The sequence below is a fragment of the Massilia sp. BGA-UO-ETr-WB1 genome (assembly GCF_059567845.1).
This window is the reverse complement of record NZ_JCAQOT010000026.1, coordinates 958,963-983,999: the sequence shown is the minus strand read 5'-3', so window position 1 is coordinate 983,999 and position 25,037 is coordinate 958,963. Positions and strand designations below refer to the sequence as shown.

At 65.3% G+C, this 25,037-nt stretch carries 24 protein-coding genes; 13 read left to right on the top strand and 11 right to left on the bottom strand.

The genetic code is table 11. The annotated features are described in order from the left end of the window. Positions 1-44: 44 nt before the first annotated feature. Positions 45-818 carry an exodeoxyribonuclease III gene (locus tag AC56DV_RS26830; protein ID WP_496317253.1) on the bottom strand — a complete coding sequence of 258 codons (774 nt, stop codon included), beginning with the start codon at positions 816-818 and terminating at the stop codon, positions 45-47. A 47-nt stretch (positions 819-865) separates the two neighbouring features. Between AC56DV_RS26830 and pyrE the strand changes: the two genes are divergently transcribed. The 4 genes from pyrE to AC56DV_RS26810 all read left to right on the top strand — a co-directional run bounded on the left by pyrE (position 866) and on the right by AC56DV_RS26810 (position 2,860). Continuing rightward, a complete protein-coding gene (gene pyrE, locus AC56DV_RS26825; RefSeq protein WP_496317252.1) occupies positions 866-1,531 on the top strand; it encodes an orotate phosphoribosyltransferase in 666 nt (221 codons plus the stop codon). Positions 1,532-1,615: 84 nt separating this feature from the next. Then, on the top strand, positions 1,616-1,987 hold the full coding sequence (locus AC56DV_RS26820) for a hypothetical protein (RefSeq protein ID WP_496317251.1): 372 nt from the start codon (positions 1,616-1,618) through the stop codon (positions 1,985-1,987). Positions 1,988-2,000: 13 nt separating this feature from the next. After that, positions 2,001-2,738 (top strand): alpha/beta fold hydrolase, encoded by a 738-nt coding sequence (locus AC56DV_RS26815; protein WP_496317250.1) that lies wholly within the window; start codon positions 2,001-2,003, stop codon positions 2,736-2,738. Continuing rightward, positions 2,723-2,860, top strand: coding sequence for a hypothetical protein (locus AC56DV_RS26810; RefSeq protein ID WP_496317249.1), 138 nt, complete (start codon positions 2,723-2,725; stop codon positions 2,858-2,860). The genes AC56DV_RS26815 and AC56DV_RS26810 overlap by 16 nt, the downstream gene beginning before the upstream one ends. A gap of 171 nt (positions 2,861-3,031) precedes the next feature. On the opposite strand, the gene gatB is transcribed toward AC56DV_RS26810, so the two are convergent. The 3 genes from gatB to gatC are packed head-to-tail and all read right to left on the bottom strand — an operon-like array spanning position 3,032 to position 6,325. Continuing rightward, positions 3,032-4,492, bottom strand: coding sequence for an Asp-tRNA(Asn)/Glu-tRNA(Gln) amidotransferase subunit GatB (gene gatB / locus AC56DV_RS26805; RefSeq protein WP_496317248.1), 1,461 nt, complete (start codon positions 4,490-4,492; stop codon positions 3,032-3,034). 36 nt (positions 4,493-4,528) lie between these two features. Beyond that, positions 4,529-6,010 carry an Asp-tRNA(Asn)/Glu-tRNA(Gln) amidotransferase subunit GatA gene (gatA, locus tag AC56DV_RS26800; protein ID WP_496317247.1) on the bottom strand — a complete coding sequence of 494 codons (1,482 nt, stop codon included), beginning with the start codon at positions 6,008-6,010 and terminating at the stop codon, positions 4,529-4,531. A 12-nt stretch (positions 6,011-6,022) separates the two neighbouring features. Beyond that, on the bottom strand, positions 6,023-6,325 hold the full coding sequence (gene gatC, locus AC56DV_RS26795; protein ID WP_496317246.1) for an Asp-tRNA(Asn)/Glu-tRNA(Gln) amidotransferase subunit GatC: 303 nt from the start codon (positions 6,323-6,325) through the stop codon (positions 6,023-6,025). 275 nt (positions 6,326-6,600) lie between these two features. On the opposite strand from gatC, the gene AC56DV_RS26790 reads away from it, so the two are divergent. The 6 genes from AC56DV_RS26790 (at position 6,601) to AC56DV_RS26765 (ending at position 13,876) form a co-directional block, all read left to right on the top strand. Continuing rightward, on the top strand, positions 6,601-7,644 hold the full coding sequence (locus tag AC56DV_RS26790; protein WP_056398240.1) for a rod shape-determining protein: 1,044 nt from the start codon (positions 6,601-6,603) through the stop codon (positions 7,642-7,644). Positions 7,645-7,769: 125 nt separating this feature from the next. Next, positions 7,770-8,795, top strand: coding sequence for a rod shape-determining protein MreC (mreC, locus tag AC56DV_RS26785; RefSeq protein ID WP_496317245.1), 1,026 nt, complete (start codon positions 7,770-7,772; stop codon positions 8,793-8,795). Then, positions 8,792-9,304, top strand: coding sequence for a rod shape-determining protein MreD (gene mreD / locus AC56DV_RS26780; protein WP_496317244.1), 513 nt, complete (start codon positions 8,792-8,794; stop codon positions 9,302-9,304). Before mreC ends, mreD begins: the two co-directional genes overlap by 4 nt. 19 nt (positions 9,305-9,323) lie before the next feature. Continuing rightward, positions 9,324-11,537: a penicillin-binding protein 2 gene (gene mrdA / locus AC56DV_RS26775; protein WP_496317243.1), complete on the top strand. Its 2,214-nt coding sequence runs from the start codon at positions 9,324-9,326 to the stop codon at positions 11,535-11,537. A gap of 9 nt (positions 11,538-11,546) precedes the next feature. Next, complete coding sequence (gene rodA / locus AC56DV_RS26770) at positions 11,547-12,662, top strand: rod shape-determining protein RodA (protein WP_496317242.1); 1,116 nt, start codon at positions 11,547-11,549, stop codon at positions 12,660-12,662. Positions 12,663-12,676: 14 nt separating this feature from the next. Next, positions 12,677-13,876: a septal ring lytic transglycosylase RlpA family protein gene (locus AC56DV_RS26765; RefSeq protein ID WP_496317241.1), complete on the top strand. Its 1,200-nt coding sequence runs from the start codon at positions 12,677-12,679 to the stop codon at positions 13,874-13,876. Between the two features lie 6 nt (positions 13,877-13,882). Here AC56DV_RS26765 and AC56DV_RS26760 read toward each other — a convergent pair whose 3' ends face one another. The 7 genes from AC56DV_RS26760 to argS are packed head-to-tail and all read right to left on the bottom strand — an operon-like array spanning position 13,883 to position 20,095. Next, a complete protein-coding gene (locus AC56DV_RS26760) occupies positions 13,883-14,572 on the bottom strand; it encodes an SPOR domain-containing protein (protein ID WP_496317240.1) in 690 nt (229 codons plus the stop codon). A gap of 19 nt (positions 14,573-14,591) precedes the next feature. Continuing rightward, positions 14,592-15,380, bottom strand: coding sequence for a type III pantothenate kinase (locus tag AC56DV_RS26755; RefSeq protein WP_496317239.1), 789 nt, complete (start codon positions 15,378-15,380; stop codon positions 14,592-14,594). After that, positions 15,377-16,162: a biotin--[acetyl-CoA-carboxylase] ligase gene (locus AC56DV_RS26750; protein ID WP_496317238.1), complete on the bottom strand. Its 786-nt coding sequence runs from the start codon at positions 16,160-16,162 to the stop codon at positions 15,377-15,379. Before AC56DV_RS26750 ends, AC56DV_RS26755 begins: the two co-directional genes overlap by 4 nt. Continuing rightward, positions 16,159-16,938, bottom strand: a complete 780-nt coding sequence (locus tag AC56DV_RS26745; protein ID WP_496317237.1) for an SDR family oxidoreductase — start codon at positions 16,936-16,938, stop codon at positions 16,159-16,161. Before AC56DV_RS26745 ends, AC56DV_RS26750 begins: the two co-directional genes overlap by 4 nt. A 13-nt stretch (positions 16,939-16,951) precedes the next feature. After that, positions 16,952-17,623 (bottom strand): thiol:disulfide interchange protein DsbA/DsbL, encoded by a 672-nt coding sequence (locus AC56DV_RS26740; RefSeq protein ID WP_496317236.1) that lies wholly within the window; start codon positions 17,621-17,623, stop codon positions 16,952-16,954. A gap of 30 nt (positions 17,624-17,653) precedes the next feature. Continuing rightward, positions 17,654-18,364: an SPOR domain-containing protein gene (locus AC56DV_RS26735; protein ID WP_496317235.1), complete on the bottom strand. Its 711-nt coding sequence runs from the start codon at positions 18,362-18,364 to the stop codon at positions 17,654-17,656. 21 nt (positions 18,365-18,385) lie between these two features. After that, positions 18,386-20,095 carry an arginine--tRNA ligase gene (argS, locus tag AC56DV_RS26730; RefSeq protein ID WP_496317234.1) on the bottom strand — a complete coding sequence of 570 codons (1,710 nt, stop codon included), beginning with the start codon at positions 20,093-20,095 and terminating at the stop codon, positions 18,386-18,388. A gap of 657 nt (positions 20,096-20,752) precedes the next feature. Here argS and rsmB point away from each other — a divergent pair. From rsmB to AC56DV_RS26715, 3 genes are read left to right on the top strand one after another with little or no spacing between them, the layout of a single operon-like run. After that, complete coding sequence (gene rsmB / locus AC56DV_RS26725; protein ID WP_496317292.1) at positions 20,753-22,078, top strand: 16S rRNA (cytosine(967)-C(5))-methyltransferase RsmB; 1,326 nt, start codon at positions 20,753-20,755, stop codon at positions 22,076-22,078. Positions 22,079-22,124: 46 nt separating this feature from the next. Continuing rightward, the gene (locus tag AC56DV_RS26720; protein ID WP_496317233.1) at positions 22,125-22,697 is read left to right on the top strand and encodes a DUF4390 domain-containing protein; all 573 of its coding nucleotides are present in this window, start codon (positions 22,125-22,127) and stop codon (positions 22,695-22,697) included. Between the two features lies 1 nt (position 22,698). Continuing rightward, positions 22,699-25,002 carry a sensor histidine kinase gene (locus AC56DV_RS26715; protein WP_496317232.1) on the top strand — a complete coding sequence of 768 codons (2,304 nt, stop codon included), beginning with the start codon at positions 22,699-22,701 and terminating at the stop codon, positions 25,000-25,002. Positions 25,003-25,037: the final 35 nt, after the last annotated feature.

The window sequence follows — 25,037 nt, the reverse complement described above, 5'->3', positions numbered from 1 at the left end:
CAAGAAAGTGGCGCTACGGCATCTAATTTTGCGAATAAGAAATATTAATGTGGATGATAGTCAATGATGAGCGGCGCATGGTCCGAGAAGCGCTCGTCCTTGTAGATGGCCACCTGGTGCGCCTTGCTGGCGATGCCCTTGGTTGCCACGTGGTAGTCGATGCGCCAGCCCACGTTCTTCGCATACGCCTGGCCGCGGTTGCTCCACCAGGTGTATTGTTCTTCGCGCTGGTCCAGGCCGCGGTGCACGTCGACAAAGCCCACTTCGTCGAACACGCGGGTCAGCCAGGCGCGTTCCTCGGGCAGGAAGCCGGAATTCTTCTTGTTGCCTTTCCAGTTCTTCAGGTCGATCTCGTGGTGGGCAATATTCCAGTCGCCGCAGATCACCACTTCGCGGCCTTCCGCGTGCAGGTTTTTCAGGTGCTCGATGAAGGACTCCATGAAGCGGAATTTCGCTTCCTGGCGTTCCGGGCCGGACGAGCCGGACGGGCAGTACACGGAAATCACCGTCAGCGGGCCGAAATCGCAGCGCACATAGCGGCCTTCGGCGTCGAACTCCGGGTTGCCGAAGCCTATCATCACCGCATCGGGCGCGATCTTGCTATAAATGCCAGTGCCGGAATAGCCTTTCTTCTCGGCGTAGTGGAAGTGGCCATGGTAGCCGCCGGGGTTCAGGAACTCGGGCGTCATGTCGGAGGCGACGGCTTTTAGCTCCTGTACGCAGACGAAGTCGGCATCTTGGTTGGCCATCCAGTTGAAGAAGCCCTTGGTGGCGGCGGAACGGATACCGTTCAGATTTGCGGAAATGATTTTTGGCATAGAGGCACAGGGATTAAAATACAGGCACTTACTACTGACGAGGCAATATGAAAAATTTACGGCAAGAGTTTATCGCGTTTTCCGTGGCAACGGGAGTTTTGCGCTTCGGCGAGTTCACCACCAAAGCGGGGCGCCAGTCGCCGTACTTCTTCAACGCCGGCCTGTTCCATGAAGGCGCCACCCTGGCCCAGCTGGCCCAGTTCTACGCGCAGACCCTGCTGGACTCCGGCGTGGAGTTCGACATGCTGTTCGGCCCGGCCTATAAAGGCATCACCCTGGCGTCCGCCACGGCGGTGGCGCTGGCCGGCAAAGGCCGCAACACTTCCTTCGCCTTCAACCGCAAGGAAGCCAAGGACCACGGCGAAGGCGGCACCATCGTCGGCGCCAAGCTGCAGGGCAAGGTCGTCATCATCGACGACGTGATCTCGGCCGGCACCTCGGTGCGCGAGTCGGTGGCCATGATACGCGCCGCCGGCGCCGAGCCGGCCGCCGTGCTGATCGCGCTGGACCGCATGGAGCGCGGCGCCAAGGATGGCGTCATGTCCGAGCTGTCCGCCGTGCAGGAAGTGGCGCAGACCTACGGCATCCCGGTTATTTCCATCGGCAACTTGGACGACCTGTTCACCTATTTGTCCGGCGCGGCAGCCGATCCGGCTTTGCAGCAATATAAGGAGGCAGTGGCGGCATACCGCGCGCAGTACGGCGTGGCGTAAAAGTACGCAGGCGCGGCGCTTTACACCCGGCAAGCGTATGCTAGACTGTATTTTCTTTGCTGTAACATTGACGCTGGAGCAACAATGAACATCGCAACACTGAAGGTATATGGGGACGCCGATGCGCTGGCCGACGTCCGCGACGGTTTGCCTGCCGAGCCGGACAGCGACTGGAAGAAGGGCGATGCGCGGCCGGACGGCCGGATACGCATCGATTCCGGCTTCTACGTCAACCTGGCCACCGACAAGAATCCGCTGGTCCTGCTGAAACAGGTGCATGGCTTCCTGGTGGAATGCCAGGCGCGCGGCGTGTCGTTCGACGCGCCGAATATCGAAGCGGAGCTGCGTATCGCCTATGTCGGCGATCCCGCCCCGGGCTCGCCGACGCTGGACTTCTCATTGGCGGAACTGTCGCTGCTGATAGAAATGGGCATTACGCTCAGCATCACTTCCTAGTGTTTATTTCCTGATGCGCTTTTCGGAAGACAGGCTGGCCCGTTTTAAAGGACGGGGCGGCGCCGAGCGCACCGTGCATATCTGGGAGCCTTCCCAGCCGCGCGCGGTGATTATGGCGCTGCATGGCGCGCTGGCGCATGCCGGCGATTATGTCACCCCGGCGCTATATTTCCGCAGCCATGGCATTGCCACCGCCAGTTTCGATATGTGCGGGCACGACGGCAAGCGCCGCGCGGATGTTCCAGACTTCGAGATTTTCCTTGATGAGACGGAATTATTCCTGCAGTGGGTTAAAAAGCATTATCCCGATCTGCCGGTATTCATCATGGGCCATTCCATGGGGGCGTTGATCGCTACCCGGTTCGGCCTGGAACGCCTGCGCCGTAGCGACGATGTGCAGGGATTTATTTTCTCTTCGCCGTATTATGTGAATGCGGTGAAGATATCGCCGCTGCTGCAGAAAATATCCGGCCTGCTGGCGCGCCTGGTTCCGAAAATGAAAGTGCCGCTGGCGTCTTTTACCGATGTGTTGACCCACGATGCGGCCATTACCGCCCGCCATCATGCGGATGAGAGCGACGCAATCCGGGCCACTGAATTAACCGTGCGTTTCGGCCATGCTTTGAGCGAAAAGCGCAAAAAGGACTGGCGGAGAAAATGCCGGGCTGGCGCTATCCGGTCTTTGCCGTTGTGGCGGGCGACGATAAACTGGCCGATGCCGGGGCGGCGGAGGCCATGCTCAAGTCGATAGACAGCAGCTTGCTGCGCTATAGCTTCCAGCTGAAGAATTACCACGAGAATTTCAACGAAACGAATCGCGAAGAAATCTTCGCCGATATCCTGGGCTGGATGCAGCCGCGCATCGGTTCCTGAACCTTTCCATAGCAGATCGCAGTCTCCCAAGGCGGTTTTCACCTGTTTTATGCCAACTATTGGCGCGATTATGCTCCAAAGTGGCGGGTTATGCGGGCGGCGCGCCCTCCCGCCATTGCCGCGCCAATAAAAAAGGCGCCCGAAGGCGCCTTGCTCTTGCCGCTGAATGAATCAGCCGGCCAGTTTCTTTTTCAGCAGTTCCGTCAGCTGGGCCGGATTGGCTTTGCCCTTGGAAGCTTTCATTGCCTGGCCGATCAGCGAGTTGATTGCCGCTTCCTTACCGGCGCGATATTGTTCCACCGATTTCTCGTTGGCGGCCAATACCTCGTTCACGATGGCTTCCAGCGCGCCGGTATCGGAAATCTGTTTCAAGCCTTTGGCGTCGATAATGGCGTCGACCAGATTCTCATCGGAAGAATTGGCTTCCCACATGGCGCCGAAGATTTCCTTGGCGATCTTGTTGGAAATAGTGCCGTCCGCAATACGCTTCAGCATGGCTGCCAATTGCTCGGGCTTCACCGGCGCTGCGCCGATATCGGTATTCTCGCGGTTCAGCGTGGAGGAAACGTCGCCCATCAGCCAGTTGGCGGCGGCTTTGGCATTTTCCTTTCCGGCCTTGTTTACCACGGCTTCAAAATAAACCGCCATGGCTTTGGACGACGTCAGAATCAGCGCGTCATATTCCGGCAGCGCATATTCTTCGATAAAGCGCGCGCGCATTACGCCCGGCAATTCCGGCATATCCGCTTTTACGCGCGCAATCCAGTCTTCGGAAATAGCCAGCGGCGGCAGATCCGGGTCCGGGAAATAGCGGTAATCCTGCGCGTCTTCCTTGCTGCGCATCTGGCGGGTTTCTTTTTTATCCGGATCGTACAAACGGGTGGCTTGCACCACGGTGCCGCCGTCTTCGATCAATTCAATCTGGCGGCGCACTTCCACGTGAACGGCTTCTTCAATAAAGCGGAAGGAATTCAGGTTTTTGATTTCGCAGCGGGTGCCGAATTCGGTGGCGCCTTTCGGCCGCACGGACACGTTGATATCGCAGCGGAAGGAACCTTCCTGCATATTGCCGTCGCAAACGCCCAGCCACATCACCAGGCCGTGCAGCGCCTTGCAGTAGGCCACGGCTTCGGCCGCGCTGCGGATTTCCGGCTCGGACACGATCTCCAGCAGCGGGGTGCCGGCGCGGTTCAGGTCGATGCCCGACATGCCGTGGTAGTCCTCGTGCAGCGATTTGCCGGCGTCTTCTTCCAGGTGGGCACGGGTCAGGTTGACGGTCTTGGTGACGAACTTGCCATCCTTCTCGTAGCCGAAGGTCAGCGCGCCGCCCTGGACCACCGGGTCTTCGAACTGGCTGATCTGATAGCCTTTTGGCAAGTCGGGGTAGAAGTAGTTCTTGCGCGCAAAGATGGACTGCGGCGCGATCTTGCCGCCCACGGCCAGGCCGAAGCGGATGGCGCGGTCCACCGCCATTTTGTTCATGACCGGCAGCACGCCCGGCAGCGCCAGGTCGACCGGGCTGGCTTGCGTGTTCGGCTCGGCGCCGAACTTGATCGGCGAGCCGCTAAAGATTTTCGATTCGGTAGTGAGCTGCACGTGGTTCTCAATACCGATGACGACTTCCCATTCCATATTTCTGTTCTCTCGTGATGTTGGGTAGATGCCGGATTAGATGCCGCTCGGGGCCAGCTTGTGCCACTCGGTCGCTTGCTGGAACTGGTGTGCCACGTTCAGCAGCTTGGCTTCGGAGAAATAGTTGCCGATGATTTGCAGGCCGACCGGGCGCTTGCCATTCTTGTCGCCCTGGCCGAAGCCGCAAGGGATGGACATGCCGGGCAGGCCGGCCAGGCTGGTGGACAGGGTGTAGATGTCGGCCAGGTAGTTGGCCACCGGGTCGGACTTGGAGCCCAGGTCCCAGGCCACGGTCGGGGCCACCGGGCCCATGATCACGTCGCAGACGGCGTTAGGGCCGTTCAGCACGGCTTCGAAGTCCTGCGCGATCAGGCGGCGGATGCGCTGCGCCTTCAGGTAGTAGGCATCGTAGTAGCCGTGGCACAGCACGTAGGTGCCGACCATGATGCGGCGCTGTACTTCCGGGCCGAAACCTTCGGCGCGGGTCTTCTTGTACATGTCCTGCAGGTCCTTGTAGCCGTCGGCGCGGTGGCCGAAGCGCACGCCGTCGAAGCGCGACAGGTTGGACGAGGCTTCCGCCGGGGCGATCATGTAGTAGGCGGGGATCGACAGCGCGGTGTTCGGCAGCGAAATGTCGACCAGGGTGGCGCCCAGTTCCACGTACTTCGCCAGCGCGGCGCGCACGGCCGCTTCCACGTCGGCCGCCAGGCCTTCGCCGAAGTACTCTTTCGGCACGCCGATGCGCAGGCCGGCCAGCGGCTGGTCCAGGTCGCGCGCGAAATCTTCTTGCACGCCGCCTTGTTCCGGCGTCAGGCTGGTCGAGTCGCGCTCGTCGAAGCCGGCCATGGCGTTCAGCAGCAGGGCGCAGTCTTCGGCGGTCCGGGCCATCGGGCCGCCCTGGTCCAGCGAGGAGGCGAAGGCGATCATGCCGAAGCGCGACACGCGGCCGTAGGTGGGCTTGATGCCGGTGATGCCGCAGAAGGCGGCCGGCTGGCGGATCGAGCCGCCGGTGTCGGTGCCGGTTACGCCCGGCGCCAGGCGTGCGGCCACGGCGGCGGCCGAGCCGCCCGAGGAACCGCCCGGCACGGCCGCGTGGTCCCACGGGTTCTTCACGGGACCGAAGGCCGAGTTTTCATTGGCCGAGCCCATGGCGAATTCATCGCAGTTCAGCTTGCCCAGGGTGACCATGCCGGCCGCGTTGAACTTCTGCACCACGGTGGCGTCGAAGGGGCTGACGTAGTTGGCCAGCATTTTCGAGCCGGCGGTCGAGCGCCAGCCCTGGGTGACGAAGATGTCCTTGTGGGCGATCGGCACGCCAGTCAGCGGGGTGGCGGTGCCGGCGGCGATGCGCGCGTCCGCTTCGGCCGCTTGCGCCAGCGTCAGCGCGCGGTCTACGTGCAGGAAGGCGTTCAGGTCGCTTTTTTCGATGCGGTCCAGGAAATGCGTCGCCAGTTGGGTGGCGGAAATCTCTTTGTTCTGCAGGAGCGCGGACAGCTCTTTGATGGTTTTGGTATGCATGGGCATTATTTCTTAATCAATCACTTTCGGTACCAGGTACAAGCCGTCTTCGGTTTTCGGCGCCACCGTTTGATAGTATTCGCGGCGATTCGGCTCGGTGGCCACGTCTTCGCGCAGGCGCAGGGCGATGTTGTTCATGTGGGCCGCCAGCGGGTGGCTCAGAGGGGCAACGCCGGTGGTGTCCACGGCCTGCATCTGCTCTGCCAGCGCGAAAATACCGTTCAGCTGATCCAGGGCGGTTCCCGCCTGGGTTTCGCTCATTTCCAGTTGTGCCAGGTTGGCGATGCGTTTTACGTCGGATAGTGTCAGGGACATGGCGAGAAGCGCGGCGGACCGCGCGGTTGTAGTATTGATAAAGAACTTGTAAATCCGGCTATTTGGCCTTGAAAATCCGGCAATTACCGCGTAATTTACGCGTTGCGGCGCTGCACTTTAGAGCCGATTAATGGTAAATAACATTCGAATTATAAGGTAGAATGGCGGGTTGATGCGTAGCTGGCGCCGTGCACAATGCCGCACCGGCCGCCGCCGCCTCCACGGATACTCCCTATAACTGCCCGCGCGTGCGGGCAACGCGCCACAGGATACTCATGTTTGGTTTTTTACGCAGGTATATTTCCACCGATCTGGCCATTGACTTGGGCACGGCCAACACCCTGATTTATGTACGCGGTTCCGGCATTGTGCTGGACGAACCGTCGGTAGTAGCGATCCGCCAGGAAGGCGGCCCGAACGGCAAGAAGACGATCCAGGCAGTCGGCAAGGAAGCAAAGCAGATGCTGGGCAAGGTGCCCGGCAACATCGAGGCGATCCGCCCGATGAAGGACGGCGTGATCGCCGACTTCACCGTCACCGAGCAGATGCTGAAGCAATTCATCCGCATGGTGCACGACTCCAAATTCTTCCGCCCGTCGCCGCGCATCATCATTTGCGTGCCGTGCGGCTCGACCCAGGTGGAACGCCGCGCGATCCGCGAATCGGCGCTGGGCGCCGGCGCCTCGCAGGTGTACCTGATTGAAGAACCGATGGCCGCCGCAATCGGCGCCGGCCTGCCGGTCTCCGACGCCACCGGCTCGATGGTGGTCGACATCGGCGGCGGCACCACCGAGGTGGGCATCATCTCGCTGGGCGGCATGGTGTACAAGGGTTCGGTGCGCGTGGGCGGCGACAAATTCGACGAAGCCATCGTCAACTACATCCGCCGCAACTACGGCATGCTGATCGGCGAACAGACCGCCGAGGCGATCAAGAAAGCCATCGGTTCGGCCTTCCCGGGCTCCGAAGTGAAAGAGATGGAAGTCAAGGGCCGCAACCTGTCCGAAGGCATTCCGCGCTCGTTCACCATTTCGTCCAACGAGATCCTGGAAGCGCTGACCGACCCGCTGAACAACATCGTCTCCGCCGTGAAGAACGCGCTGGAGCAGACCCCGCCGGAACTGGGCGCGGACATCGCCGAAAAAGGCATGATGCTGACCGGCGGCGGCGCACTGCTGCGCGACCTGGACCGCCTGCTGATGGAGGAGACCGGCCTGCCGGTGCTGGTGGCCGAAGACCCGCTGACCTGCGTGGTGCGCGGCTCCGGCATGGCGCTGGAGCGGATGGACCAACTGGGTTCCATCTTCTCCTACGAATGATCTGAGTAAGCGGGGCGGCCAGGAGCCGCCCCGCTGCTTTATAAGCTGGTTTTTTAGCTAAGGCCGTTCGGTGGCGCGCGAGCGCCGGGTTTCGGTGGCGCGTGAGCGCCGGATTATTGGAAGTCATGGAATACAGTCCTCCGCCACTCTTCAAACAAGGCGCGCCGGCGCGCGTCAAGATGACGCTGTTCGCCTGCATTTCGATTGCTCTGTTACTGGCCGATGCGCGCATGCACGCGCTGACGACCGTGCGGCAGGTGGTCGGCACCGTGCTCTACCCCCTGCAAATGGCGGCGCTGCTGCCGCGTGACGCGCTGTACGGCGTGGGCGATTACTTCTCTTCGCTGTCGTCGCTGGAAAAGCAGGTGCGCGACTTGCGCCAGCAGCAGATCGTCACCGCGCAGGCTTTGCAGGAGGCGCAACTCCACAGCACCGAAAACGCGCAGTTGCGCAAGCTGCTGGGCGCGCGCGACCACGTGCCGGGCAAATCGATGCTGGCTGAAATCCTGTACGACGCGCGCGACAGCGCCAGCCGCAAGGTGGTGCTGGACCGCGGCGCGCAGGCCGGCGTGCAGCTTGGCCTGCCGGTGATCGACAACCAGGGCGTGGTGGGGCAGGTGACGCGGGTGTTCCCGTTCACCTCCGAAGTCACGCTGCTGACGGACAAGGAGCAGGCCATCCCGGTGCAGCTGCTGCGCAACGGCTTGCGCAGCGTGGCGTACGGACGCGGCCAGTCCGGCCAGCTGGACCTGCGCTTCATGGCGCCCAACGCGGACGTGCAGGTGGGCGATATCCTGATCACCTCCGGCATCGACGGTGTGTATCCGGCCGGCCTGGCCGTGGCGCGCGTGTCGCAAGTGGAAAACAACGGCAACGGCGCCTTCGGGCGCGTGGTGTGCCAGCCGCTGGCCGGCATCCAGAACCACCGCCAGCTGCTGATACTGATGTCGCCGCCGGACCTGCCGCCACGGCCGCCGGAGGAGGAACCCGTCAAGCCGGGCAAGAAGGCCAAGCCGGCCAAGGACGCCAAGGAGGCCGCCGCCGCGCCTGCCGCCGCCACGCCGGCTCCTGCCGCTGCTCCTGCAGCCGCTGCAGCCGCTGCAGCCGCCCCCGCGCCTGCCGCCGCCGAACCCAAGAAAGAACCGCGATGAATCGCCCACACTACATTCTGCTGCCGGTCAGTCCGCTGTTCATCGCGTTCAGCCTGCTGTGCGCTTTCCTGCTTAACCTGCTGCCCTGGGGCCACTTCGTCGGCGCGCCGGACTTCGTGGCGCTGACGCTGGTGTTCTGGGGCGTGCACCAGCCGCGCAAGGTGGGCATCGGCACCGCCTTCTTCCTCGGCCTGCTGATGGACGTGCACGACGCCACGCTGCTGGGCGAGAACGCGCTGGCCTACACGCTGCTGTCCTACTTCGCCATCATGATGCACCGCCGCGTGCTGTGGTTCCCCATGATGACGCAAGCCATCCACGTATTCCCGCTGCTGCTGATGGCGCAGCTGGTGCAGCTGATGGTGCGCTTCTTCGTGTCCGGCAAATTCCCCAGCTTCTGGTACTTCATCGAAAGCCTGGTGGCGGTGGTGCTGTGGCCGGTGATCTCCATGCTGCTGCTGGCGCCGCAGCGCCGCGCGGTGGACAAAGACCACACGCGCCCGATCTAGGGCCTGGATTTACCCTGCAATGACTGAACTTAAGAATACCGAACGCGAGCTGCACCTGTTCCGCCTGCGCCTGTCGGCGCTCGGCCTGCTGGTGTTCGTCTGCTTTGCGCTGCTGCTGGCGCGCTTCGTCTGGCTGCAGGTGCTGCACCACGATCACTACATGACGCAGGCGGAGGAAAACCGCATCGCCTTCGTGCCGGTGGTGCCGAACCGCGGCCTGATCGTGGACCGCAACGGCGTGGTCCTGGCCAGCAACTACTCGGCCTACACGCTGGAGATCACGCCGTCCAAGCTGCGCGTGCCGCTCGAGCAGGTGATCGACGAGCTGTCCAAGCTGGTGTCGGTGGAGGCCAAGGACCGCAAGCGCTTCCGGCGCCTGCTGGAAGAAACCAAGAGCTTCGAAGGCGTGCCGCTGCGCACCCGCCTGACGGACGAGGAAGTGGCGCGCTTCACGGCGCAGCGCTTCCGCTTCCCCGGCGTGGAAATCCAGGCGCGCCTGTTCCGCCAGTATCCGCTGGGCGAAACGGCGTCGCACGTGCTGGGCTACATCGGCCGCATCAACCAGAACGAGGCCAAGGTGATCGAGGCGGGCGACGACGCGCGCAACTACAAGGGCACCGAGCATATCGGCAAGGAAGGCCTGGAGAAGAGCTACGAGAAGCAACTGCACGGCATTACCGGCTACGAGGAAGTGGAAGTGTCGGCCGGCGGGCGCGCGGTGCGCACCTTGTCGCGCACCCCTGCCACGCCGGGCAACAACCTGATCCTGTCGATCGACATCAAGCTGCAGCAGATCGTGGAGGAAGCCTTCGGCGAATGGCGCGGCGCGCTGGTGGCTATCGAGCCGGAAACCGGCGACATCCTGGCTTACGTGTCGCGCCCCGGCTACGACCCCAACCTGTTCGTGGACGGCATCGACACCCAAAGCTGGAACGAGCTGAATACCTCGCTGGACCGGCCCATGGTGAACCGGCCGCTGTCCGGCACCTACGCGCCGGGCTCCACCTTCAAGCCCTTCATGGCGCTGGCCGCGCTGGAGCTGGGCAAGCGCACGCCGAGCCAGGCGATCGGCGATCCGGGCTATTTCTACCTCGGCTCGCACAAGTTCCGCGACGACGTGGTGGGCGGGCACGGCACGGTGGACATGCGCAAGTCCATCGTCGTCTCCTGCAACACCTACTACTATGTGCTCGGCCGCGACATGGGCATCGACATGATCCACGATTTCATGAAGCCGTTCGGCTTCGGCCAGCCGACCGGCATCGACCTGGAAAACGAGAAGACCGGCATCCTGCCGTCGCAGGAATGGAAGCGCAACCGCTTCAAGAAAAATCCGCAGGCCGGCAAGTGGGTGGGCGGCGACACCATCTCCATCGCCAACGGTTCCGGCTACAACTCGTACACGCCGCTGCAGATTGCGCAGGCGGTGTCCATCCTGGCCAACAACGGCGTGGTGATGAAGCCGCACCTGGTGAAGATCGTCGAGGACGGGGCCACCCGCGCGCGCACGCTGACGGTGCCGAAGGAGAGCTACCGCATTCCGCTCAAGCAGGAAAACATCGACCTGATCAAGGACGCCATGGTGGGCGTGACCAGCGAGCCGGGCGGCACGGCATACCGCGCCTTCGCCAACGCCGGCTACACCGTGGGCGGCAAGACCGGCACGGCGCAGGTAGTGGCGATCAAGGCCAACGAGAAGTACAACGCCGCCACGCTGAACGAGCGCCTGCGCGACAACGCGCTGTTCACCGCTTTTGCGCCGGCCGACAAGCCGCGCATCGCGCTGGCCATGGTGGTGGAGAACGCGGGCTTCGGCGGCGCGGCCGCCGCGCCTATCGCGCGCAAGGTGCTGGACTACTACCTGCTGGGCAAGCTGCCGGCAAAGGACACCACCAAGGTGCCGAAGGAGGACGCGGAAGCCTTCGAGCAGGTGCTCGATCCGGTGGACGAGGAAGCGGCAGCCGTTATCAACGAACAGCGCCGCGCCGCCGCGGCACCGGGCGCAGAGCCCGGCGCCGCAGCGCCTGCCGCCGCACCGAAACCGCAGCCGGCGCCGAATCCGCCGCTGATCCAGACCCCGCCGCCGCAACCGCCGGCCGCGCCGCGCAAGCACACCGCCGTGGCGCCGCCGGGCGCCAAGCCTGCCGCGCAGCCGCCTGCGCAAGCGCCTGCCGTGGTGCCGCCCGCCGTAGTGCCGCCTGCGCCGCCCGCGCAGCCGCGCAAGAAAGAATAAGGGACGCCTATGCGTATTAACGAAAGGCGCTCGCTGTGGCGCCGAATGAAACCCTATCTGACCGTGTTCGACGGTCCGCTGATGCTGATCATTACCTTGCTGCTCGCCACCAGCCTGGTCACGCTGGTGTCGGCCAGCATCGGCATCCCGGGAAAGATGGAAGACCAGGTGCGCAACATCTGCATGTCCTTCCTGGTGATGTGGATGGTGGCCAACGTGTCGCCGCAGATGATGATGCGCATCGCGCTGCCGGCCTATGTGGTCACGGTGGGGCTGCTGGTTGCGGTGGCGCTGTTCGGCACCATCAAGCTCGGTGCGCGGCGCTGGCTGCACATCGGCGTGATCGACATCCAGCCGTCCGAATTCGCCAAGATCGCGGTGCCGCTGATGCTGGCCTGGTTCTTCCAGCAGCGCCAGGGTACGCTGCGCTGGCATTCCTACGCCATCGCGGCGGTGCTGCTGCTGATACCGGTGTTCCTGATCGCGCGCCAGCCGGACCTGGGCACCTCGCTGCTCGTGGTCATGGCCGGTTTCTGCGTGATCTTCCTGGCCGGCCTGTCCTGGAAGGCCATCCTGGCCCTGGCCCTCGCCGCCGGCGCCAGCCTGCCAGTGGCATGGTCGCTGCTGCACGATTACCAGCGCGAGCGGGTGATGACGCTGATCGATCCAACCACCGACCCGCTGGGCAAAGGCTTCCACATTATCCAGTCCACTATCGCGATCGGCTCCGGCGGCTTGATGGGCAAGGGCTGGAAAGAGGGTACCCAGGCCCACCTGGAGTTCATCCCCGAGCGCACCACCGACTTTATCTTCTCGGTCTATTCGGAGGAGTTCGGCCTGGTGGGGAATCTGTTTCTGATGCTGCTGTACCTGCTGCTGATCGGGCGCGGCCTGATGATCGCCGGGAATGCGCCCAACTTCTTCACGCGCCTGCTGGCGGGAGCGGTCACCATGATTTTCTTCACCTACGCATTCGTCAACATGGGCATGGTCAGCGGCATCCTGCCGGTGGTGGGCGTGCCGCTGCCGTTCATGAGCTACGGCGGCACCGCGCTGCTCACGCTGGGTCTCGCATCGGGCATCCTGATGAGCATCCAGCGCCACCGCAAGCTGGTGCAGACATGATGCGCCGCCTGAGTATGAAGCTAAGCTCCTGCACCGTGCTGGCCGCGCTGCTGGCGCTGGCCGGCTGCGGCAGCGCGCCGCAGCAGCCAACGCCTGCGTCCCGTCCGGCGCCTGCCGCCAAGCCGCAGGCCAAGCCGCAACAGGAGCCCGGCGTGCCGGTGCTGCCGCCCGCGAACTCGGGGCGCGGCGGCTATTACCAGGACGACGGGCCGGGCGAGAATCCGCCGTCCAACCTGATGGCGACGCCGGACGCGGAGGTGCGCAACGAGCCGCCCAATCCGCGCAACAGCAAGCCCTATGTCGTTTTCGGCAAGACCTACACGCCCATCACGGACCTGAACAAACCCTTCGTGCAGCGCGGCCTGGGGACCTGGTATGGCAAGAAGTTCCATGGCCAGCGCACCTCGTCCGGCGAGATCTACGATATGTACAAGATGTCCGCCGCCCATCCGACGCTGCCGATTCCGTCCTACGCCAAGGTGACCAATCTGGACAACGGCAACCAGGTGGTGGTGCGCGTGAACGACCGTGGACCGTTCCATTCGACGCGCGTGATCGATGTGTCCTACACGGCGGCCTTGAAGCTGGGGTTGCTGGGCAAGGGCAGCCACCAGCTGGAGGTGGAGCGCATTCTGCCGGCGGAGGTGGACCGCATCAATTCGGCGCGAGCCAAGGATGGCGGCAAGGACAAGGCCGCCGTGGCGGCGCCTGCGCCTGCGGCGGCACCTGCACCTCCCAAGCCGCGCGCTCCGGCGGAGATGGCCGCCATGCTGTATCCGGCGCCGCCGCCGGCCGCTGCCGCTGTTGCTCCTGCGGCCGCCAGCGCTGCCGAGTCCAATGCGGTCCTGCAGCCCTTGCAGGCGATGCCGCGCGCTGCGCCGCTGATCCTGACGCCGGTGAGCGGCGCCGAAACCAGCGTGTCCGCAGCGGCGTTGTCGATGCCGGCCGGCGGCACCGGCGCGGCCGCTACCGCCGCCAGCGCGGGCACAAGCGGCTTCTATCTTCAACTGGGTGCTTATGGCCGCAAGGAGAACGCCGAAGCGGTGCGGGCCAAGCTGGCCATGGACGGCGCCCTGAGTGGTCTGGAGATTGTGCCGTCGGGCGAGGTGCACCGCCTGTACGCTGGACCGTATGCCACCCGGCAGGACGCCGCGCAAGCCATTCCCGGCTTGCCGTCCTCGATGGGCCTGAAACCCCTGATTATCCAGCGCTAACCGAGGCTACTTGCAGCTGCGGCCTTCCTGGTTAGGGAACGCTTTCAGCTTGTCCTCCAGCTGCGCCTTGACCTCGCCGCTGATATCGCGGAACTGGAAGGCCAGCAGCTTGCTGCCGCTCATGCGCGGCGCCACGCGGGCGCTGTGCACGCCTTGCTTCTGCAGCATGGCCAGCTGGCTTTGCGCCGCCGCCTCGGTCTTGAACACGCCCAGCGAAACGGCCCAGCGCATGGCCGGGTTGTCGGCCATGACGAAGTAATTGGTCACGCCCAGCGCGCGCAGCTCGGCCGTTTTCTTGTCGGCGGCTTCCTTGCTGCCTTGCGACGGGATGTGCACGATGTAGCTGGAGATCTCGGTGCCAGGCATGTTGCGGCGCGCCTGGCGGTCGCCCAGGTCCAGCGGCGCCACGGCCGCCTCGAAACGGCGCGCGTCGGCCAGCATGAAATTGCCCACTTCAAAGCAGGCCACGGTTTCGGCTTTCTTCTGTTCCGGCGCCCCGGCCGTGGCGGGACTGGGCGCGGCCACGGCGGCGTTTGCACGGGCGGGTGGAATCACCACCAGCTTGTCCGCGTTCTGCTGGTTCTTCAGGCGCGCCGGTTCGCGCTCGTTGCCGCTGAAATGGCCGAGATAGCCCTGCCCGTAGGCGTACAGCACGCCGTTCACGGCAAGTAGCAACCAGAAGATAAGTTTCAGCACGGGCGTTCCTGCATGGTGATTAAGGCCGGGCGCTGCCGGCGGCAGCCTGCAATCCGATCAGCACGATATTGTCCACTAGGCGGTGCGGAATCTGCGCAGGCAGGGCCGGTGCGATATAGGCCGCCGCGCCGCCCGAGATCAGGCAGGCCTCGGCCCGGTGCAGCGCGCAGGCGTGCTCGATGGCGCCGGCCTGCGCCGCCAGCAGGCCGCTCAGGATGGCGTCGTCGGTGTTGTCGGCGAATCCAGTCGGCAGCTTACCGCCTTGCGCTATCTGCGGCAACTGCGCCGTGTTGCGCGCCAGCGAAGTGGCCATCAGGCCCAGGCCGGGCAAGATCATCCCGCCCAGGAAGACGCCGTCGGCCGTTACCGCGTCGATGGTGGTGGCGGTGCCGCAGTTGGCCACGATGACGGCCTGGCCGGGCGCCAGCGCATGGGCGCCGATGGCGGCGGCAAAGCGGTCGCAGCCCAGCTGGGCCGGGTTGCGGTAACCGTTCTTCACGCCCGCGCGCTCGGGCACGGAGGCGAACCATTCGATGGCGCCGGGCGCGATGAGCAGGGCGCCGGTGGTGAGCATGCCGGCGAGGCGGTCGCGCAGGGCGTCGCCGGCGACGTTGGCGGCCAGCACGCGGCTGGCGGGCGCGTGGCCGGCCGCCACCAGCGCGGCGTGCGCGGCGTGCCAGGCGGCCGGCAGCTGGGCGGCGTCGGCGTGCATCACGGCGCCGTAGTCCAGCCAGGTGCCGGGGGCGGCGTCCGGCTCGGCCAGCGCCCATTTGATGCGGGTATTGCCCGCGTCGATCAGCAGGATCATGGCGCCAGCCTCAGCGACACGTCGCCCGACAGCACGGCCACCCGGCCCTGGGCGGTGTCCAGCAGCAGGCGCCCGGAGCCGTCCACGCCGGCGCTCAGCCCTTCGTGCAGCGTGTCGCCGTGGTCGAGGATGCGCACGCTCTGGCCGCGCCATGCCTGCAGGCGGTTCCAGCGTTCGGTGAAGGCAGCAAAGCCGGTGTCGTCGAACTCGGCCAGCACCGAGGCCAGCCGGTTGAGCAGCGCGGCCATCAGTTCGTTGCGGTCCATCTGCGCCAGCCAGGGCGCGGACGCCACCTCGCGGCCGATGTCCGCTTCCAGCTGGTCCGGCATCAGCAGGTTGATGCCGGCGCCGATGACGGCCCAGATGGCGCCGTCCTGCGCTGCCTGCGTTTCCACCAGGATGCCGGCCAGCTTGGCGCCGTCCTTCAGCAAATCGTTCGGCCACTTCAGCTGCACCGGCACGCCCAGCGCGGTCATGGTTTCCGCCAGCGCCACGCCCACCGCCAGCGGCAGCCCCACCAGGTTCTGCAGCGGTCCCTTGAAGCGCCAGGCCAGCGAGAAGGTGAGCGTGGAGCCGGGCTGGGACAGCCACGGGCGGCCGGCCCGGCCGCGGCCGGCGGTCTGGCGTTCGGCGATCAGCAGCACCGGGCCGCTCATGGCGTTTACGCGCTGCAGCAGGTCGAGATTGGTGGAACCGGTTTCGGGCACCACTTCGATCGCCACGTGGTTGGCGCATTCGGCGCAGTGGCGCGCAATGGCGGCCGGGTTGAGTTGCGGATTCATGGTGCTTTGTTGTTGAGCCGGGCCTTGTGCGGCGCCTTGGCGAAGGCGAAATCGTAGACCGCGTTGGGCAGCGCGCGCAGCACCTTGGCCACCACGCCCATCTGCCAGGGAATGACGGCGTAGCTGTTGCCGCGTTCGATGACGCGCATGGCCGCCGCCGCGAATTTTTCCGGCGCCATCAGGAAGGGCATGGGATAGGCGTTGCGCTGCGTCATCGGGGTATCGATGTAGCCGGGCGAAATCGTCACCACGCCGATGCCGTGCGGTTTCATCTCCAGCCGCAGCGATTCGCAGTAGCTGATCACCGCCGCCTTCGAGGCGCTGTAGGCCGCCGCGCCGGGCAGGCCGCGTATGCCCGCCACGCTGCCGATGCCCACCAGCCGGGTTGGCGTCTTCTGCAGCTTCATGGCCGCGATGAACGGCGCGAAGGTGGCCACCGTGGCGTTCAGGTTGGTGGCGATAATGGATTCGAACACCGGCAGGTCTTCCGCGTATTCGGTGAGCGTGCCGTGCGAGATGCCGGCGTTGGCGATGACGATGTCGGCGCCGCCGGTGTATTCGATGAAGTCCATGGCGGCCGCGCGGATGGCCGCATGGTCGCGCACGTCCACCGCGTAGGCGCGGTGTTTTTCAGGGTAGGGCAGGGTGGCGATCAGCGCCTGCAGCGATTCGCCGCGCCGGGCCAGCAGGCCGAGAGTGGCGCCGTGCTGCGCGTAACGCAGCGCCAGCGCGGCGCCGATGCCGCTGGACGCGCCGGTGATGAATACGCGTTTCAACGGCGGCCCATGTTTATTTCTTTTCCGCTTTGGCCTTGGCGACCAGGAAGTCCATCACCTGCAGCGCGGCCGCCTGCAGCTCCGCTTCGGTCGGGTTGCCCTGCATGCCGGCGGCGGCCAGGTGCGGCGAAGCCTGGAAGCGGCCGTCGACGATCAGCGTCGGCCAGGAGTCGATCTTGTAGGAGTCCATCATGCCGCCGGCGCGCTTGATCTTGGCCTGCACGCCGAAGGAGCGGTAGGTGTCGATGAACTTCTGGCGGTCGATGCCGTTGGCGGCCGCCCAGTCGAACACCTGCTCGTCGCGGTTCAGGCGGTTGCGTTCCACGTGCATCGCGTGGAACGCCTTCTTGTGGTACTGCGGCAGCAGGCCCATGGCTTCCAGCGTGTAGAACAGCTTCTGCTGCGGCAGCACGCTTTCGTCGCGCGGCACGTGCACGCGCTTGAAGACAATGTTGTCGCCCTGCTTCTTGACCCAGGCTTCCAGCAGCGGCTCGAGGTTGTTGCAGTGCGGGCAGTAGTAAGCGAAGAACTCGATGACCTCGATCTTCTTGCCGGTGTCGGTCGGCTGCGCGGTTGCCAGGGTCTGGTATTCCACGCCGCTGATCGGCGCGGCCGGGGACGCGGTGGCGGCAAAGGCCACGCTGCACAATGCGACAACGCTCAGGAGCTGTTTCAGGATACGCATGCGGATTTCCTTATTTCTGCTTGTTTTTGCTTATTTTTGATTACGCACCACTGCCACGTCGATGCCGTTTTCGGACAGTTTGCTGCGCACCTTGTTCATCGTTTCCACCTGATTGTACGGGCCCATGCGCACGCGGTGCAGCACGCCGGTATCGGTGGTGCGGTCGGACACGGTCGCCTCGAAGCCCAGCAGGGCCAGTTTGGCGCGCGTGTTTTCGGCGTCCGCCACTTCGCGGAAAGCGCCTGCCTGCAGATAATATACAAACTTCTCTTCGCCTGCTGCGGCCGGGGCGGCGGCAGCGCCGGCGGCCGGGCCGGTCGGCGTCGGCTGCACGTTGGTGGCGCCCGGCTTGGCCTTGCTGGCCGCTTCGATCTTGTCCACCACCTGCTGCAGTTCGTCCACCGCCGGCTTGGACGGCGCGGCCGGAGCCGCCGGCGCCGCCGGAGCTGCAGCCGGCGCCGCGGGCGCCGCTGCGGAATCGCGCGAGAAGTCGCGCGCAGCTTCGCGCGCGGCTTCCTTGTTGCCGTACATCGGCTTGTTGGGGTCCGAGATCTGTCCCGCCGTCGGCTCCGCCGACTTGCCCACCTTGCCGGACTTGTCGGTGAACGGCGTGGCGCCCTTGGTGATCACCAGTGCCACGATGACCGCGATAACCAGGCCGATCACCAGGCCGATGATGATGCCCACCAGCGTGTTGCCCTGCTGGCGGTCCAAAGAGATGGGGCGGGAACGGAAACTCATTGTGCGGGATATCCTTCGCAATTACATTTTGTTTGGAGCGGAAACGCCGATCAGCGCCAGGCCGTTGCGCAGCACCTGGCGGGTCGCCACCATCAGCGCCAGGCGCGCCAGCTTGGTCGCCTCGTCGTCCACCAGTACTTTTTCGGCGAAGTAGAAGCTGTGCAGCGCGGCGGCCAGATCGCGCAGGTAGAACGCCACCTGGTGCGGGCCCAGTTCGGCCTGGGCGCGCGCCAGCGCTTCAGGGTAGGCCGCCAGCGCGGCCAGCAGCGTCGCCTCCGACGGCGCGGTCAGCGGCGACAGGTCGACGCCGGCCAGCGAGGCTTCGTCGCCGTTCCACAGTTCCAGCATGCGGCAGATGCGCGCATGGGCGTACTGCACGTAATAGACCGGGTTTTCGTCCGAGGTTTTCAGCGCCACGTCCACGTCGAACACGAACTCGGTGTCGGCCTTGCGCGAGATGAGGAAGAAGCGCACCGCGTCGCGGCCCTTGGTGATGTCGCCGCCGCCCGACCATTCGATCAGGTCGCGCACGGTGACGTAGGAGCCGGCGCGCTTGGAGATTTTCACCTCGGCGCCGTCCTTCATCACGGTGACCATCTTGTGCAGCACGTAGTCGGGGTAGCCCTGCGGGATGCCCAGGTTCACCGCCTGCAGGCCGGCGCGCACGCGCGCGATGGTGCCGTGGTGGTCCGAACCCTGGATGTTGATGGCCTGGTCGAAGCCGCGCTGGAACTTGACGATATGGTAAGCCACGTCCGGCACGAAGTAGGTGTAGGTGCCGTCGCTCTTGCGCATCACGCGGTCTTTGTCGTCGCCGTAGTCGGTGGTTTTCAGCCACAGCGCGCCTTCCTGTTCATAGGTGACGCCGGCTTTCACCAGCGCTTCCACTGCGGCGTTCACCTTGCCGTCCTTGTACAGCGACGATTCCAGGTAGTAGTTGTCGAACTTCACGCCGAAGGCTTGCAGGTCGATGTCCTGCTCGTTGCGCAGGTAGGTCACGGCGAAGGCGCGGATCGACTCGATGTCGTCCACGTCGCCCGAGGCGGTGGCCGGCGCGCCGTCCGAGGCGGACACGGTTTTCCTGGCCAGGAAGTCGTCGGCGATGTCCTGGATGTAGTCGCCGTTGTAGGCCGACTCGGGCCATTCGGCGTCGCCCGGCTTGAAGCCGCGCGCGCGCGCCTGCACCGAGGTGGCCAGGGTCTGGATCTGCACGCCGGCGTCGTTGTAGTAGAACTCGCGGGTGACCTTGTAGCCCTGGGAGCCGAACAGCGACGACAGCGCGTCGCCCAGCGCCGCCTGGCGGCCGTGGCCCACGTGCAGCGGGCCGGTCGGGTTGGCCGACACGAATTCGATGATCACCTGCTTGCCCGAGCCGGCGTCGCTATTGCCGAACTGCGCGCCTTGCGCCAGCACGGACTTGACCACGGCCTGCTTGGCCGCGTCGGTCACGCGCAGGTTGATGAAGCCGGGGCCGGCGATCTCGGCGGCAGCGACGATGTGCTTGCCGGCCGGGTTCTCCAGCAGCGCGGCGACCAGCTTGGTGGCCAGTTCGCGCGGGTTCATTTTCAGCTGTTTGGCCAGCTGCATGGCGATGTTGCAGGCGACGTCGCCGTGCGAAGCGTCGCGCGGGCGTTCCAGCACGACGTTGGCGTTGACGCCGGAACCGTCGAGGATGGGCGCCAGGGCGGCGTTGAACAGTGCGGTGATCTCTTGTTTCTGTTGGGCGAGCATGTGCGTGTGGGCGGCTGGACCGCGCTAAATAATCTGCTGAAAGCGAAACGGCCGGCAGCTTTGCCCCGGCCAAACAGCGGTAATTATACTGGTTTGCCAGAGTGATGAAACGTTTGCCCGGCGCGCGCCCGGCGACAGGGCGTGTACTTTGCTGCAGGAGTTGTCCACAACCCGGTTACAATCTCACCTTTATAAAATTTCCGCGATTTTTGCGGCCCGGCGGGCCGCTCGGCCCTGCCATGGGCGGACGCGAGCCATTACGGATATAACAAGATGACCAAAGAGCGCCCTGTCCTGAAACTGAAAACCCCTGCCGCGCCGGCTAAATCCGCCGCGGGCAAGGCGCCTTACAAGGGCGCTCCGGGCAAGGGGGCAGCAGGCAATCCGGCAGCAGGCAGGCCGGCGTACGCCAAGCCGGCCGGCGCAGGCCCGGCGGCCGGCAAGCCGCGCGGCCCAGCCGGCGGCCAGGCCGGCAACCCGGCATCGGCGCCGCGCCCGGCGCAGGAGCGCCGCCCGGCCCCGGCGGCTGGCGGGGAGGCGGTAACGGCCGCGTCCGTCTGGGCCAAGGCTGCGCCGAAGCAGCGCAAGGCGCCGCCCGAGCCCAAGTTCGCGCCGCCGCGCCCGAAGCCGGAGTTCCGCGAGAGCCACCACCGCGACCTGAAACCGGCGCTGCAAGTCAATTTCCAGACCGATCTGCGCCACGATTCGCTGGCCTTCGCGCTGCTGGGCGCGGCCACCGCCGTGGCCCAGGTGCGCACCGGCATGGCGCTGCCGCAGGCGCTGGCCGGCGTGTTCGCCAGCACCAACGCCACCCCGCAGGCGCGCGGCGCGATGCAGGACATCGCCTACCGCGCCATGCGCGCGCTGGGCCACAGCGACGCGCTGATCGCCATGATGGCGCCGAAGGCGCCGGAGCCGCTGGTGTCGGCCCTGCTGGCCTGCGCGCTGCCGCTGATGCAGAAGGACGCCGACGGCACGTCCGCCTATGAACAGTTCACCGTGGTCGACCAGACCGTCAGCGCCGCCTGGGCCCACCCGGACACCGAACGCGCCAAGCCCATGGTGAACGCGGTGCTGCGCCGCTTCCAGCGCGAGCGCAAGGAGCTGCTGGAGGCGGCCGCGCTGCAGCCGGTGGCCAAGTGGAATTACCCGCAATGGTGGATTGACGCCGTGCGCGCGGCCTACCCGGACGACTGGCAGGCCGTGCTGAGCACCGGCAACCAGCCGCCGCCGCTGACCCTGCGCGTGAACCCGCGCCGCAGCTCGGTGGCCGACTACCTGGCCACGCTGGAGCAGGCCGGCATCGCCGCCGCCCAGATCGGCCCGCAGGCGGTGCGCCTGGCCAAGCCGGTCGGCGTGCACCTGATACCCGGCTTCGACGCCGGCGTGGTGTCGGTGCAGGACGCGGCGGCCCAGCTGGCCGCGCAGCTGCTCGACGTCCGGGACGGCATGCGCGTGCTGGACGCGTGCGCCGCACCGGGTGGTAAAACTTGCAACATCCTGGAGCTGGCCGACGCCGATGTGACTGCGCTGGACGCGGACGCCAAGCGCCTGGCGCGCGTGGGCGAGAACCTGGAGCGCCTGGGCCTGAGCGCCACCATGAAGGCGGCCGACGCCCAGCACCCGGACTGGTGGGACGGCCAGGCCTATGACCGCATCCTGGCCGACGTGCCGTGCACCGCCTCCGGCATCGTGCGCCGCCACCCGGATATCCGCTGGCTGCGCCGCAAGGGCGACACGCTCCAACTTGCAACACTTTCAGGCAAAATACTCGACAACCTTTGGCAGATGCTCGCCCCCAATGGTAAATTGCTGTTCGTGACATGTTCGTTGTGGCCGCAAGAATCCGAGGCGCAGGCGGCCGCTTTCGCGGTGCGCCATGGCGCCACCCGTCTCGATGCGCCCGGTCAGTTGCTGCCCACCGGCAGTGCCGAACAGGATCACGATGGATTGTTTTACGCGTTATTCCAGAAAAATGCGTAATCGATGTGTAAAAACCCCATGCGTGCAAACTAGTACCGGCCCACTCGTGACGCTACGTTTTTTTCGACTCCTCGCCTGCCAGTTGCTGCTGATGTTCGCGTGCGTGCTGCCGCCGGCGCACGCTTCGGACGAGATCGTTGAAATCACCCGCGCCACCATCGAAGCGGCCGAAGAGGGCTACCGCCTGTCGGCCGCCTATTCCTTCGAGCTGAGCCACGGCCTGGAAGACGCGCTGCAGTTCGGCGTGACCCTGTATTTCACCACCGAAGTCGAATTCACCCGTCCGCGCTGGTACTGGGTGGACGAGAAGGCCGTCAAGGTCAAGCGCACCTTCAGCATCAATTACAACGTGCTCACGCGGCAGTACCACGTGGGCCCGGTGAGCGGCGTGCGCCAGAGTTTCTCCACGCTGGAGGACGCGCTGTTCCTGCTGCGCCGCCCCAGCCGCTGGGTGGTGGCGCCGCGCGGCGCGCTGAAGGTGGGCGAGGTCTACAACGTCACCCTGCGCATGGGCATGGACCGCGACTACCTGCCCAAGCCGATCCAGGTCAACGCTTTCAACAACAGCGAATGGCGCCTGGCGTCGAACAAGAAAACTTTCCTGTACAGGGCTGAATAAAGTGACGCCGGCCTTGCGGTACCTGTTTGTCGTTGCCGGCGCCACAGTCAGCATCTTGCTGTTCCTGCTCGCCTCCGCCTCCGACAATTCCGGCCTGTTCGACCGCTATTACGGCTGGCTGCTGGGCCTGAACGCGGCCGTGGCGCTGGCGCTGCTGATCCTGGTCGGCGTGTCGCTGTTCCGCCTGTATTCGCGCTACCGGGCCGGCAAGTTCGGCTCCAAGCTGATGACGCGGCTGGTGCTGCTGTTTGCCGCCATCGGCGTGCTGCCCGGCCTGGTGATTTTCCTGGTCTCGGTGCAGTTCGTTTCCCATTCCATCGATTCCTGGTTCAACGTGCGCATCGAGGAAGCGCTGGACGCCGGCCTGAACCTGGGCCGCGACGCGCTCGACAAGGCGGTGGCCGACCTCAACGGGCAAGCCAAAAAAACCGCCAGCCTGCTGGCCGAAGAACAGTTCTACGCCGCGCCGGCCATCCTGGCGCGCTTCGTCAAGAACCATCCCGGCACGCAAAGCGCCATCATCGTCGACGCCGAGGGCGGGCTGATCGTCTCGGCCACCGGGCCGCAGCGCATCAACCTGTCGGCCGACCTGCCCAACGCGCCCATGCTGGCGGTGGCCAAGAGCGAGGAATCGTACGCCCAGGCAGAGGGCGGCAGCGAGCTGCGCGACGACCGCGTGGGCGCGCCGCCGCCGCCGCTGCCGGACGCCTCCAACGTGCTGCGGGTGCGCGTGCTGATGGCGATCCCGGACCCGGTGCAGCCCAGCGGCGCCCACCTGGCGCCGCGCTTCCTGCAGATTATCCAGGCGGTGCCGCCCAAGCTGGCCGCCAACGGCGAAATGCTGCGCACCGCCTATAGCGAATACAAGGAGCGCTTCGTGGCCCGGGTCGGCCTGCGCAAGATGTACATCGAAACGCTGACGCTGACCCTGCTGCTGGCCGTGTTCGGCGCCATCGCGGCCGCCTTCCTGATCGCCAACGACCTGGCCCAGCCGCTGCTGCTGCTGGCCGAGGGCACGCGCGCGGTGGCCGGCGGCGACCTGTCGCCGCGCCCCATCGTGGCCAGCTCGGACGAACTGGGCACCTTGACGCAATCGTTCAACACCATGACGCGCCAGCTGTCGGACGCGCGCATCGCGGTCGACAAGAACCGCGCCGCGCTGCAGAACGCCAAGGCCCACCTGGAGTCGGTGCTGGCCAATATGTCGGCCGGCGTGATGGTGCTGGACGGCGAATTCCGCCTGGTCAGCTGCAACGATTCGGTCGAGCGCATCCTGCAGCACGCCGGCGTCACCATGATAGGCCAGCAGCTCACCGAGATCGAAGGCTTGCAGGAGTTCGCCAACGCCATCGTGGCCGCGTTCTCGGCGCAGAGCGCGCACTCGGCCGCCGGCCGCAACGTGCAGCGCCTGCACTGGCAGCGCCAGATCGAGATTCCGCGCCCGGCCCAGAGCGTCAATCCGGACGACCACGACCTGACCCTGCTCACGCGCGGCTCGCGTCTGCCGGTGGAAAACGGCAGCGGCTACATCGTGGTGTTCGATGACATCACCGACGTGATCTCGGCCCAGCGCTCGATCGCCTGGGGCGAGGTGGCGCGCCGCCTGGCGCACGAAATCAAGAACCCGCTGACGCCGATCCAGCTGTCGGCGGAGCGGCTGCAGATGAAGCTTGAATCCAAGCTCGAACAGCAGAACGACGTGGACTTGCTGAACAAGGCCACCGCCACCATCGTCAACCAGGTGGCGGCCATGAAGCGCATGGTGGACGATTTCCGCGACTACGCGCGCACCCCGCCGGCCGTGCTCGAGCCGCTGGACGTGAACGCGCTGGTGGAGGAAATCCTGAACCTATACCTGACCGGCGAGGGCAGCGACATCATCCACCTGGCGCTGGCGCCGCAGCTGCCGCTGGTGATGGGCGACGCCACCCAGCTGCGCCAGGTGATCCACAATCTGCTGCAGAACGCGCAGGACGCGCTGCTGGACCAGCCGCCGGCCGGCGCGGCGCCGCGCATCGACGTGGTCACCGAGGCCATCCATTACCAGAGCGCGGACGGCGGCACCCGCGTCGCGGTGCGCCTGGCGATCTCGGACAACGGCCCCGGCTTTGCACCCAAAATCCTGGCGCGCGCCTTCGAACCCTACGTGACGTCGAAGGCGCGCGGCACCGGGTTGGGGCTGGCGATGGTGAAAAAGATTATCGACGAACATGGGGGACGGATCGATATCCAGAACCATGTCGATAGAAGTGGCGCTTCGGTACTGATTTTGCTGTTAAAGTTGGCACCGGTGCAGTTGGCATAACATTGGAAGACTAATAAAATAATTGCTAGCATGCA

Excerpts from the sequence above, each read along its gene's own strand:
- AC56DV_RS26750 (WP_496317238.1), bottom strand. The coding sequence starts at position 16,162 with ATGAATCCGCAACTCAACCCGGCCGCCATTGCGCGCCACTGCGCCGAA.
- AC56DV_RS26765 (WP_496317241.1), top strand. The coding sequence starts at position 12,677 with ATGAAGCTAAGCTCCTGCACCGTGCTGGCCGCGCTGCTGGCGCTGGCC.
- AC56DV_RS26790 (WP_056398240.1), top strand. The coding sequence starts at position 6,601 with ATGTTTGGTTTTTTACGCAGGTATATTTCCACCGATCTGGCCATTGAC.
- AC56DV_RS26735 (WP_496317235.1), bottom strand. The coding sequence starts at position 18,364 with ATGAGTTTCCGTTCCCGCCCCATCTCTTTGGACCGCCAGCAGGGCAAC.
- mreC (WP_496317245.1), top strand. The coding sequence starts at position 7,770 with ATGGAATACAGTCCTCCGCCACTCTTCAAACAAGGCGCGCCGGCGCGC.
- mreD (WP_496317244.1), top strand. The coding sequence starts at position 8,792 with ATGAATCGCCCACACTACATTCTGCTGCCGGTCAGTCCGCTGTTCATC.
- AC56DV_RS26755 (WP_496317239.1), bottom strand. The coding sequence starts at position 15,380 with ATGATCCTGCTGATCGACGCGGGCAATACCCGCATCAAATGGGCGCTG.
- AC56DV_RS26830 (WP_496317253.1), bottom strand. The coding sequence starts at position 818 with ATGCCAAAAATCATTTCCGCAAATCTGAACGGTATCCGTTCCGCCGCC.
- pyrE (WP_496317252.1), top strand. The coding sequence starts at position 866 with ATGAAAAATTTACGGCAAGAGTTTATCGCGTTTTCCGTGGCAACGGGA.
- AC56DV_RS26820 (WP_496317251.1), top strand. The coding sequence starts at position 1,616 with ATGAACATCGCAACACTGAAGGTATATGGGGACGCCGATGCGCTGGCC.
- gatA (WP_496317247.1), bottom strand. The coding sequence starts at position 6,010 with ATGCATACCAAAACCATCAAAGAGCTGTCCGCGCTCCTGCAGAACAAA.
- AC56DV_RS26740 (WP_496317236.1), bottom strand. The coding sequence starts at position 17,623 with ATGCGTATCCTGAAACAGCTCCTGAGCGTTGTCGCATTGTGCAGCGTG.
- AC56DV_RS26815 (WP_496317250.1), top strand. The coding sequence starts at position 2,001 with ATGCGCTTTTCGGAAGACAGGCTGGCCCGTTTTAAAGGACGGGGCGGC.
- gatB (WP_496317248.1), bottom strand. The coding sequence starts at position 4,492 with ATGGAATGGGAAGTCGTCATCGGTATTGAGAACCACGTGCAGCTCACT.
- argS (WP_496317234.1), bottom strand. The coding sequence starts at position 20,095 with ATGCTCGCCCAACAGAAACAAGAGATCACCGCACTGTTCAACGCCGCC.
- gatC (WP_496317246.1), bottom strand. The coding sequence starts at position 6,325 with ATGTCCCTGACACTATCCGACGTAAAACGCATCGCCAACCTGGCACAA.
- AC56DV_RS26810 (WP_496317249.1), top strand. The coding sequence starts at position 2,723 with ATGCTCAAGTCGATAGACAGCAGCTTGCTGCGCTATAGCTTCCAGCTG.
- mrdA (WP_496317243.1), top strand. The coding sequence starts at position 9,324 with ATGACTGAACTTAAGAATACCGAACGCGAGCTGCACCTGTTCCGCCTG.
- rodA (WP_496317242.1), top strand. The coding sequence starts at position 11,547 with ATGCGTATTAACGAAAGGCGCTCGCTGTGGCGCCGAATGAAACCCTAT.